Source organism: Microcoleus sp. Pol12B4 (genome assembly GCF_036701385.1).
Taxonomy (GTDB): Bacteria; Cyanobacteriota; Cyanobacteriia; order Cyanobacteriales; family Microcoleaceae; genus Microcoleus.
This window is the reverse complement of record NZ_JAUBQR010000001.1, coordinates 118,309-128,845: the sequence shown is the minus strand read 5'-3', so window position 1 is coordinate 128,845 and position 10,537 is coordinate 118,309. Positions and strand designations below refer to the sequence as shown.

At 46.8% G+C, this 10,537-nt stretch carries 8 protein-coding genes and 1 pseudogene; 5 read left to right on the top strand and 4 right to left on the bottom strand.

What is annotated here, in order from left to right; genetic code table 11:
• Together QUA38_RS00540 and QUA38_RS00535 are read left to right on the top strand one after the other, a co-directional pair.
• Nucleotides 1-288 (top strand): annotated as a pseudogene (locus QUA38_RS00540) (ABC transporter substrate-binding protein); the annotation flags it as partial.
• Nucleotides 289-449: 161 nt separating this feature from the next.
• Nucleotides 450-1,109, top strand: a complete 660-nt coding sequence (locus QUA38_RS00535) for a pentapeptide repeat-containing protein (RefSeq protein WP_333158219.1) — start codon at nt 450-452, stop codon at nt 1,107-1,109.
• Between the two features lie 330 nt (nt 1,110-1,439).
• On the opposite strand, the gene QUA38_RS00530 is transcribed toward QUA38_RS00535, so the two are convergent.
• From QUA38_RS00530 to acnB, 4 genes are all read right to left on the bottom strand, one after another.
• The gene (locus QUA38_RS00530; protein ID WP_445243229.1) at nt 1,440-1,820 is read right to left on the bottom strand and encodes a cupin domain-containing protein; all 381 of its coding nucleotides are present in this window, start codon (nt 1,818-1,820) and stop codon (nt 1,440-1,442) included.
• 132 nt (nt 1,821-1,952) lie between these two features.
• Nucleotides 1,953-2,135, bottom strand: a complete 183-nt coding sequence (locus tag QUA38_RS00525) for a hypothetical protein (RefSeq protein ID WP_333158217.1) — start codon at nt 2,133-2,135, stop codon at nt 1,953-1,955.
• Nucleotides 2,136-2,356: 221 nt separating this feature from the next.
• Nucleotides 2,357-2,611, bottom strand: a complete 255-nt coding sequence (locus QUA38_RS00520) for a hypothetical protein (protein ID WP_333158215.1) — start codon at nt 2,609-2,611, stop codon at nt 2,357-2,359.
• Between the two features lie 237 nt (nt 2,612-2,848).
• A complete protein-coding gene (gene acnB, locus QUA38_RS00515; protein ID WP_333158213.1) occupies nt 2,849-5,464 on the bottom strand; it encodes a bifunctional aconitate hydratase 2/2-methylisocitrate dehydratase in 2,616 nt (871 codons plus the stop codon).
• Nucleotides 5,465-5,617: 153 nt separating this feature from the next.
• Here acnB and QUA38_RS00510 point away from each other — a divergent pair, with 153 nt between their 5' ends.
• From QUA38_RS00510 to QUA38_RS00500, 3 genes are all read left to right on the top strand, one after another.
• On the top strand, nt 5,618-5,776 hold the full coding sequence (locus QUA38_RS00510; protein WP_333158211.1) for a hypothetical protein: 159 nt from the start codon (nt 5,618-5,620) through the stop codon (nt 5,774-5,776).
• Nucleotides 5,773-5,916 (top strand): hypothetical protein, encoded by a 144-nt coding sequence (locus QUA38_RS00505; protein ID WP_333158210.1) that lies wholly within the window; start codon nt 5,773-5,775, stop codon nt 5,914-5,916. Before QUA38_RS00510 ends, QUA38_RS00505 begins: the two co-directional genes overlap by 4 nt.
• 118 nt (nt 5,917-6,034) lie before the next feature.
• Nucleotides 6,035-10,165: an EAL domain-containing protein gene (locus QUA38_RS00500; RefSeq protein ID WP_333158207.1), complete on the top strand. Its 4,131-nt coding sequence runs from the start codon at nt 6,035-6,037 to the stop codon at nt 10,163-10,165.
• Nucleotides 10,166-10,537: the final 372 nt, after the last annotated feature.

Sequence of the window (10,537 nt, the reverse complement as noted above, 5' to 3'; positions counted from 1 at the left end):
TGTGCGACAGGTTCCGAGGCTGAGGGCTGCTCCAAGGGTCAAAGTCAAGGTCAGGGTTCGTTTTATTATAGCGATCGAGTAAATGAACTGATCGAGAAGCAACGAAAAGAAGCAAATCCTGAAACCCGCAAAGCCCTGTTTGGCGAAATTCAAGACATACTGGGTAAAGATGTACCTTTCATCCCTCTTTGGCAGGATAAGGACTATACGTTTGCTCAGAACAGCATTACGGGCGTTCGTCTCGAACCGACGCAATCTTTTCCTTTTTGGTTCCTGAAAAAGCAATAATTCGTTACAATAATAGAGGGGAGTTGAAACGTCAATAATTATTGCATATTTTGTACACAATAGGGTGATGATTGTCACAGTTTATCAAAGAGACTGATCACCCAACCCTCTTTAATAATGTGGGATATTATTAAGAGAGAGATATTGCTGAGGGTGGGTATATGAAACTTGGAATTTTAACAACAACAGGGCTGGTAATTGCGATGGGTTTTGCCTCGGCAGTAAAGGCAGAAAACGTATCACACGTCAAGCAACTCTTAGAAACTAAAAAATGTAACCAATGTGACTTGACAGGAGCGCAACTTGCTGGTACAGATTTAACTGGCGCAGATTTGAGCGGTGCGAATCTGAGCGGTGCAAATTTGAACGGTGCAAATTTGAACGAAGCCAAACTGAATGAAGCAAATCTGAAACAAGCTAAATTGCAAGGTGCGAGTTTAATTGCGGCTAAAATGCACGGGGCTAATTTGGAGGGTGCTGATTTGAGCCGCGCTAATCTGAGTTTGGCGGGTTTAGTGATTGCGAGTTTGAAAAATACTAACCTCACCAGCGCTAATTTAATCGGCGCCAATTTAGAAAGCGCCAATTTGGCGGGTGCAAACTTGAGAAATGCTCGCCAGTCAGTTGCGAATTTATCTAATATCAGCCTCAGAGGTGGCAGTGTGTCGGGAATAGACGTACAGGGAGTCAACTTGCGGGATGCAAATTTGACCAATGCAAATTTGAATGGTGCAAATTTGAACGGTTCGGACTTGACAGGTGCTAATTTAAAGAATGCCAATATGGCAAATGTAGATTTGAAAAACGCTTCTTTGCCGTAGGACGATCGCCAATTGCTATATCAAATTCTGGTGCTTAACAAAGTTAATATAATAAGATAGGGGCAATTCTGAAATTGCCCCTACAGTTTTAATTGCAGGATTTATCTTGTTTCCGGTCGCTGCGTAGGTCAATCGATTTTAGATTTTAGATTAAAGAATTGAAGCATTGACCCCACGGATAAATTCGGGGGGCAAGTTTCATCGGATACAGGTTTTTTATTTCTGGACGGATTCATCCGGGGGCTTGTATCCTGGATGCTTTCGGTCATTGTTCGGTGTGCGAAGCTTTTCCCTGGCGTCTGCGATTGCGCTTCATATTTGGATCTAGGATCAATCTTCCTCGTGAGAATCTTGGGCGAAGCGGATAATGTCATCATCGCCGAGGTATTCACCATTTTGGATTTCAATCATCACCAGGGGAATAACGCCTGGATTTTCTACGCGGTGAGCAGTATTCATGGGAACGTAGGTTGACTGTTTCTGCATGAGAATTGTCTCTTTGTCGTCGCAGATAACTTTAGCGGTACCGGAGACGACAACCCAGTGCTCGCTGCGGTGATAGTGCATTTGGGTGCTGATGTGGTGCCCCGGTTTGACTTCAATGCGATTGATCTTATAACGATCGCCCGCGTCTATGACTGTAACTTGGCCCCAGTAGCGGGTTTGTGTGCGATCGTCAATTTTTTCGATTGTGTCCACTATTTCCACCATGCTGTTTATCTCGCTAACGGTGTCTGTAAAAATATCTGTAGTTCAAAGTATAGCAGGGATAGGGTAAGTGGGTAAGTGCGAGCGATTTAAAAATTACTGAATTAGTCGCCACTCGCGAGCATCAACAAATTGCTACAACAAATGTGGGGCATTTGTTGTAGCAATTACCACGTGATTTCCTTCACTTGCCTCCAATATTGCTTGAGCCGCCAAAATCACATCCCCGTCAAGTGCATTGGCTTCTGCGGTTGGTCTTTCTCTCATTCTAGCTTGCGCCCACAACTGAGCGGCCAAAAGCATTACTTCTGTAGTCAAAGGACGATATGTAAGGACATTCTTGAATAGGTCAAGTTTTCGGATACCTCTCTCTTTTCCCGCTCGAATCAATTCTCGCCGCACCTCCTAATCAGCAATTTCAGGCAGGATTACTATTTCGCCATTTTGTAGTAAAGAGTCTAACCAAAGTTGGCATTCCAAATAAGGAGGTTTGGCTTGAGGGTTTGTTACCATCCCTAATGGGCCAGAATCCAAAATGATTATTCTGCTCTTTGAAACAAGGGTCGATTAGACATCCGATCTTCATTTATCACCTGTTCTAGATATTCCGCAGTTTCTTTTTGCTCTTGTTCGTCATCCTCTTCTCGCCACGATCGCAATAATTCAATGGCACCTTGATTTCTTTGTATCCGTTCCTCCAGCGACAGTTTAGTAATGTCTATTTTCTCAGATGTCTGGGGAGGCTCGGACAATACGGGCTTTACAGTCACCGTTTCCATAAATAAGCGCATCATCTGAAGTAAATTCGGCCAATATTCTCTGGGAGTTTGCTGAATTACGCGGAGAAATTCCGCGATGGGCTGGCTTAAGGGCGATCGCTCTCTTTGCCTTCAATTGTATAAGTTGGGGGCGCGGATTTTACTGTCCCTTGGCTTTCCCTGCTTAAAAATTGTTCCGACATAATTACTTTTCTCCTTTCTATTATTTACTCATTTTATAAACAAAAGGCGGGCAATTTCCCGCCCCGCTTTTTACTTGCTCAATACACCATCTGGAATCCCCAAAATATCCTCAATGTGAGGCATATCTTCCAAAGCAATCACTCTGCCTTCATTCTCAAAACCAGCAATTTGATCGAAATTCAAATACCGATACAAATCACTAGCAAAAGGATCGATTCTTTTCGAGACAATATCATTGTATTCTTGGACTGTGGGAATTCGACCTAACAGCGAACAAACAGCAGCTAACTCGGCAGAACCGAGATAAACTTGCGCGTCTTTGCCCATGCGATTGTTAAAGTTGCGAGTAGAAGTTGAAAACACTGTTGTCGCATCTTTAACCCGCGCTTGATTGCCCATACACAGACTGCATCCAGGCATTTCTGTGCGAGCTCCAGCGGCTCCAAAAATGCTGTAATAACCTTCTTCTTTGAGTTGCTGTTCGTCCATGCGAGTGGGCGGGCAAATCCACAGGCGAGTTTTCACTTCCCCTGCACCTTCCAACACCTTCGCAGTGGCGCGGTAGTGACCGATATTTGTCATACAGGAACCGACAAATACTTCGTCAACGCGATCGCCCGCAACCTCACTCAACAACTTAACATTATCCGGGTCATTCGGAGCAGCCACAATGGGTTCTGTAATGTCGTTCAAATCTATTTCGATGATTTCAACGTATTCCGCATCAGCATCCGCCTCCATCAGCACCGGATTTGCCAGCCATTCCTCCATTTTAGCCACCCGGCGCATCATCGTCCGCGCATCTTGATAGCCCCGCGCCACCATATTTTTCAGCAGCGCGACATTAGAACGAATGTACTCGGAAACAGTCTCTACGCTCAATTTAATCGTGCATCCAGCGCAAGAACGCTCGGCAGAAGCATCGGTCAATTCAAAAGCCTGCTCGACCTTCAAATCAGGCAAACCTTCAATCTCCATAATCCGCCCAGAAAAGACATTCTTCTTATTCTGTTTCGAGACTGTCAGCAAACCTTTTTGAATCGCCACATAGGGAATTGCATTCACAACATCCCTGAGCGTTACTCCCGGCCGCAACTCACCTTTAAACCGGACTAATACCGATTCCGGCATATCCAAAGGCATAACGCCCAAGGCAGCAGCAAATGCCACCAGTCCCGAACCAGCAGGAAAGGAAATTCCCAAAGGAAAACGAGTGTGAGAATCTCCGCCAGTTCCCACTGTATCCGGCAATAACATTCGATTCAGCCAGGAGTGAATAATGCCGTCTCCAGGCCGCAAAGCTATGCCGCCCCGCTGTGACATGAAATCGGGTAATTCATGGTGAGTTTTGACATCAACTGGTTTGGGATAAGCGGCCGTATGGCAAAAACTTTGAATTACCAAATCGGCGCTAAATCCCAAACAAGCAAGTTCTTTTAATTCGTCCCGAGTCATAGGCCCGGTAGTATCTTGCGAGCCGACTGTTGTCATGACTGGTTCGCAAGATGTACCGGGACGAACGCCGGACAAACCGCAAGCTTTGCCTACCATCTTTTGTGCTAAAGTGAAGCCTTTGCCCGTATCTACTGGGATTGTGGGACGGGTAAAAATAGTGCTAGGTTCTAGTCCTAAAGCTGCGCGGGTTTTGTCGGTTAAAGTTCGTCCAATTAATAGCGGGATTCGACCACCGGCACGAACTTCGTCTAGGATTGTGTCGGGTTTGAGGGTGAAGGTGGAGATGGTTTCTCCGGCTTCGTTGGTGATTTCGCCTTTGTAGGGATGGATGGTAATTACCATTCCTGTTTCCATTTTGGAGACATCGCATTCGATCGGCAATGCGCCGGAATCTTCAGCGGTATTGAAGAAAATCGGGGCGATCGCACTTCCTAAAATATAACCGCCACTGCGCTTGTTCGGCACAAACGGAATATCATTGCCAATGTGCCAGAGCACGGAATTAATCGCCGATTTCCGCGACGAACCGGTACCGACAACATCACCAACATAGGCTACGGGATGACCTTTTTGCTTCAAGTCTGCAATGGTTTGCAAAGCTCCTGGCATCTTACTTTCGAGCATCGCCAAAGCGTGTAGGGGAATGTCCGGCCGCGTGGTAGCATGAGGTGCAGGCGATAAGTCGTCAGTATTGGTTTCTCCAGGAACTTTGAAGACTGTAACGGTAATCGCTTCTGGCAACACAGGACGACCTGTAAACCACTCGGCATCCGCCCAAGAATCGACTACCTGCTTGGCGTAGGGATTAGTATCAGACAAAGCTATAACGTCGTGGAAAGCGTCGAATACTAACAACGTTTTGCTCAGTGCCCGGGCGGCGGTGGCGGGAATGGCGATTTCGGCAGTGGGGTTGAGCAAATCGATTAAAGATTGGACGTTGTAACCGCCCATCATTGTCCCCAGCAGGTAAACTGCCCATTTGGGAGCAATTAGGGGGCTGTGGATTTCGCCTTTAGCAATGCCAGTTAAAAAACCAGCTTTGACGTAGGCGGCGTTGTCTACTCCGGGCGGGACGCGATCTCGCAATAATTCTATTAACGTTTCTTCTTCTCCAGCCGGCGGATTTTTCAGCAGTTCACACAGTTCCGACGTTTGCTGGGCGTCTAGCGGCAGCGGTGGAATTCCCAAAGCGGCCCGTTCGGCAGCGGTACGGCGGTAAGATTCAAGCATTTCTCCTCTCTCCTCGGATAGTATTCAGTGGTTGGCAAGCAGGTGACTTTACTTTTTAGATTAGGAGCTTCCGCTGCACATTGGGTAAAGTACCTCGCTCTTATAAAAACTTAACGCAACTTTAAAAACAGTAGATTGTCATACCAAAGACAGATGTGTTCTCCACCGGGAGTGCAGAATATCGAACTCCAGCCCAGCAGTTTAGAGGCATTCAATTGCATTGTTGTGGTTAAGATTAATGTGTTGTGGGCTACTGTCGATCGTCGTCTGCATTCATCCCTGACAACTCAAGCTGGAAGCATTTGTCAATGAGCAATTATGCTCAGAATTTACTCGGATTTTGGGTACAAAACTCAGATTGGCGCGATCGAGGAATCATGCCGATCGCCATATTTATGCCCACCCACTCCCAAATCGCGAATTTTCTACTCCTAGAAAAGCAGTTTTTTTGAGTAATCTTACTGATTGACAAATGAAATTAAGTCTTCAGTTTTTACCAGTGCTCTGCATCTGAAATCGTCATTAACCACAAGTTTAAAAAAGTTGTCCTGCTAATGGATCGATTAAACAATGGAAAGTTTTATCCCTGAAAACTCTGAAGACTGTCACGGCTGGGCCTCCAAGCCAGACTTGTACAAAGAGCTCGAAGGAACCAAAGAATTACTGCTGACGATCGGCAACTCGATGCCGATGCCCCTGATCGTCAGCAGTCTGGCGGACGGCACAATTCTTTATAGTAACGATTTATGCCGTCAGACTTTCGGGTTCACAGGATTCAAGTCGATCGAGCGCCAAAAAGCCGAAATGCTCTACCACAACCCTGCAGAGCGCCAGGAATTGCTGTTGCGGCTCGCCCGCAACGAACACGTCCGCGAGACAGAAGTCCGGCTTAAAAAAGCTGACGGTACGCTGTTTTGGGCAAGTGTATCGATGCGGTATCTGACATTGGTGTCAGGGAAAGCTGTTCTGTCGGTGTTCAGCGATATTACTGATCGGAAGCGAGCGGCCGCCAAGGAGCAGGAATTGCTCACCTCAATCCATTCGCGGGCCCGCCAGCAAGCGGCCGTCGCTTACTTGGGGCAGCAGGCCCTCGCCGAAACAGATTTGTCGGCACTTATGGACAAAGCTGCGGTTTTAATTGCTCAAACCCTGGACGTTGATTATTGCCAGTTGTTAGAACTGTTGCCCTCTGGTCATGCTTTTCTGCTGCGAGCGGGGGTTGGCTGGCAGCCGGGCCTCGTCGGCAGCGCTACTGTTGCCGCTTCTGCCCGATCGCAAGCAGGTTACACATTGCTAGTGGGCGAACCGACAATCGTCGAAGATTTGCGGGTGGAAACGCGCTTTAGCGAGTTGCCGCTGCTGCACAACCACCGGGCTGTCAGCGGCCTTACTGTCATCATTCCCGGCAATCGGGGGCTGGGGAGCAATTGGGGACAAGCAGAACCAGCCAGCAGTTCCTCCTCGCAGGCCTGGGGCATTTTGGGGGTTCATACCAGCCAAGAGCGGGTTTTCAGTCAAGATGACGTTTATTTTGTAGAAGCGATCGCTAACGTGTTAGCTGCGGCGATCGAGCGGATTCGATCGCAAGAGCGCTTACAAATGATGGAACGGGCGATCGAAAGTTGCAGCAACGGCATTGCAATCACCGACGCGACCGTTGCAGATAATCCGATTATTTATGTCAATCCCAGTTTTGAGCGGATTACTGGTTATAGCAGAGACGAGTTAATGGGCAAAAATTGCAGATTTTTGCAGGGCACAGACACTCACACCCCCGCTGCCAAAGAATTGCGAATTGCGATTGAAGAAGGCAGAGAATCTCAAGTTATATTACGCAACTTTCGGAAAGACGGCACCCCTTTTTGGCACGAACTGTCGATCGCTCCGGTTTACAACTCGCGGCGACACTTAACCCACTTTATTGGAGTGCAAACAGACATTACCGACCGCCAGCGATCGGAAGAAGAATTATTTTTAAATTCTCAAGCTTTAGCAGCTTTTAGCGCTAATCTCAAACACTTACACCGGATTACAACTTATCATTATCAAAACTTTGAAGAACTGGTTGACGATTATCTAACAGCAGGCTGTTTGATGTTTGGACTTTCTATGGGCATCATGGCGGAAGTTGACAACGAGACTTTTATTGTCCGAGCAGCTAAAACAGAGTTAGAATACTTTGTGCGAGGTTTAGAATTGAACCTCAGCGATACTTACTGCGCGGCAGTCATTAAACTTAACAAAACAGTTGCGTATTCTCATATAGGAGCAGATATTGAGATGCGCGAACATCCTGCTTATCAGAACTGCCAGGCGGAATCTTACATCGGAACGCCGATCTTTGTTAACAATAAAACTTACGGTACCTTGAGTTTTAGTTCGCGAGAGATCAAAAAAAGAAAGTTCAAGTATGAGGAAATAGAAATTATAGAATTGATGGCTCAAAGTATTGGCAAAATTCTGGCGGTTCACAACATGGAAGTCGAACGCCAGCGGGCTGAAAAAGAGCGATGCGAGTTGATAGTATCTCTCAAAGAAAGTGAAGAACGCTATCGCCGTTTAGTAGAACTATCTCCCGAAGCGATCGCCGTTCACAGTCAAGGGAAAATCGCTTACATCAATGCAGCAGGCGCAAAACTCCTCGGTGCGAGCTCTCCCGAGGCGCTAATCGGCTTTCCAGTATTGCATTTCGTCCATCCAAACTATGTGGAAATAGCCACAGAGCGCATTCGGCTAGTCGAGATAGAAAATCAGCCACTCGACCTTGCCGAACAAAAACTGATGCGGCTCGACGGACAAATAATAGACGTTGAAATGGCGGGCATCCCCGCTACTTATCAAGGCTCCACTGCCGGCCAGATTATTATCCGAGATGTCACCGAGCGCAAACGAGTAGAACGGCAACTACTGCACGGCGCTTTTCACGATGCGCTGACGGGTTTGCCCAACCGGGTTTTGTTCATCGACAGGCTAGGACAAGCCATCCGCCGAGCCAATCAGTCCCCCGATTACAAATTTGGTTTACTTTTCCTAGATTTAGACCGCTTCAAAGTAGTTAATGATTCTTTAGGACACGTTTTAGGCGACAAATTGCTAATCGCCCTTGCGGAGCGACTGCAAACCTGCGTCCGGGTTTCTGATACCGTCGCCCGGCTGGGAGGAGACGAATTCACCATCCTGCTAGACCACATTCAGAGCCTCAGCGACGCCACCCTCGCAGCTAAAAAGATACAAAAAGAACTGACGAAGCCGTTTCATCTCGAAGGGCACGAAGTATTTACCACCGCTAGCATTGGCATTGTTTTCAGTCGAGGCGAAGCCACCGCCAGTGGCGCATCAAATTCGTACACTCACCCAGAAGAATTCCTACGCGATGCTGACATCGCTATGTACCGCGCTAAAGCTTTGGGTAAGGCCCGCCACGAAGTGTTTAATTTGGCGATGCACGACCAAACTATGTCGCTGTTGCAGTTAGAAAATGACCTGCGGTTGGCTATTTTGGGCAAGGAGGAATTAGGAGAGAGCAAGAATCAATGTTCGCACTTTATTGTGCACTACCAACCGATTGTTTCGATCGCCAGCGGTGCGCTCGAAGGTTTTGAGGCCTTGGTGCGCTGGCACCACCCAGTTCGGGGTTTAGTTCCACCGTCTACTTTTATCCCTGTAGCTGAAGAAACAGGTTTGATCGTGCCTCTGGGAGCCTGGGTGTTACGGGAAGCTTGTCAGCAATTGCGGATTTGGCAAGAAATGTTAACCGAGGAACAAGGAAGAAGTCCAATGGAAGTCGGAACAAGACCCTTCCACTCCCTTCGGCTTCACTCAGGACAAGTCGCTCAGGCTAACCAGAAGGAAGAAGGCGCTTCGACTTCGCTCCGGGTAACAACAGGGAAGAAGGGAACGGGCAATGTAGGAGATTTAACTGATGTAACAGATACAGGGAATGAGGAACACGGAACTTTTACTGAGCGTAGTGCCAGTATTGGTCACAGGGAAGAAAGAATCGGTAAAAAATTACCAATTCCCAGTTACCAATTCCCGATTACCGATTTCCACTCATCTATTACCAATTCTCAATTCCCAATAACAAATACTTCGGCTACGTTCAGTACCACTTCCCAGGTACCAATTGCGAAGTTTAAATTACCCATTATTGATCCTTCGCAATTAACAATGAGCGTCAATCTCTCTCCTAAACAGTTAGGTATGCCGAATTTAATCGAGGAAATCGATGAAATTTTAGCAGAAACTGGCTGCGATCCGAGCTGTTTAAAATTGGAGATTACTGAAAGTGCGATCGTGGAAAATGTCAAGAAAGCCAATATTGTGCTATCCCAATTAAAAAGTAGAAATATTCGATTGTCGATCGACGATTTCGGTACTGGGTATTCGTCTTTGAGTTACTTGCACCGTTTTCCGCTGGATACACTGAAGATCGATCGATCCTTTGTAAGCCGCTTGGGGGCTGTCGAAAATGGTGACGACGGGGGTCAGCCTTTGCAGATTGTGCGGGCGATCGTAACTTTGGCTCACAATTTGGGATTGAATGCGATCGCCGAAGGTGTAGAGACAGGCGAACAGTTAGCACAGCTTCGAGAACTCGACTGCGAATTAGCTCAGGGATATTGGTTTTCTAAACCTTTGGACAGTTCTGCCGTGACAGAAATCCTGATAAATCTCGGTAATCAAGCAATTATGGACTGAGTGAGTTACACATTGATAAATAGTGCGTCACCCCGTGAAGACATTTTTGCTACAAACTCACAATCTCAAAACTGATGCACCAAGGAATAAATGGTGCATCAAAATTAGATTTTTGGTGATGATATCTAATCTGTTAGCATCGGAATTATTAATCTGCGTGAATCCGCGTTAACTCATTGTCATCTGCGGCCAGATCAATTATCTTTTTAAAACCGCAGATGATGGCATATCAACACAGATTAACGCAGATGAATTAGATTAATTCCGGTTGCACCGTCGGTGATTGTTGACTATTGACTGGATTTTATCAAGACGATGCTACCGGATTTGAAATGGTTTAAAGTTACCAAACTGACGCACAGTAACGCTTTT

Coding starts and splice junctions, on each gene's coding strand:
- QUA38_RS00520 (WP_333158215.1), bottom strand. CDS start 2,611: ATGATGCGCTTATTTATGGAAACGGTGACTGTAAAGCCCGTATTGTCC.
- acnB (WP_333158213.1), bottom strand. CDS start 5,464: ATGCTTGAATCTTACCGCCGTACCGCTGCCGAACGGGCCGCTTTGGGA.
- QUA38_RS00510 (WP_333158211.1), top strand. CDS start 5,618: ATGTGTTCTCCACCGGGAGTGCAGAATATCGAACTCCAGCCCAGCAGT.
- QUA38_RS00500 (WP_333158207.1), top strand. CDS start 6,035: ATGGAAAGTTTTATCCCTGAAAACTCTGAAGACTGTCACGGCTGGGCC.
- QUA38_RS00530 (WP_445243229.1), bottom strand. CDS start 1,820: ATGGTGGAAATAGTGGACACAATCGAAAAAATTGACGATCGCACACAA.
- QUA38_RS00535 (WP_333158219.1), top strand. CDS start 450: ATGAAACTTGGAATTTTAACAACAACAGGGCTGGTAATTGCGATGGGT.
- QUA38_RS00505 (WP_333158210.1), top strand. CDS start 5,773: ATGAGCAATTATGCTCAGAATTTACTCGGATTTTGGGTACAAAACTCA.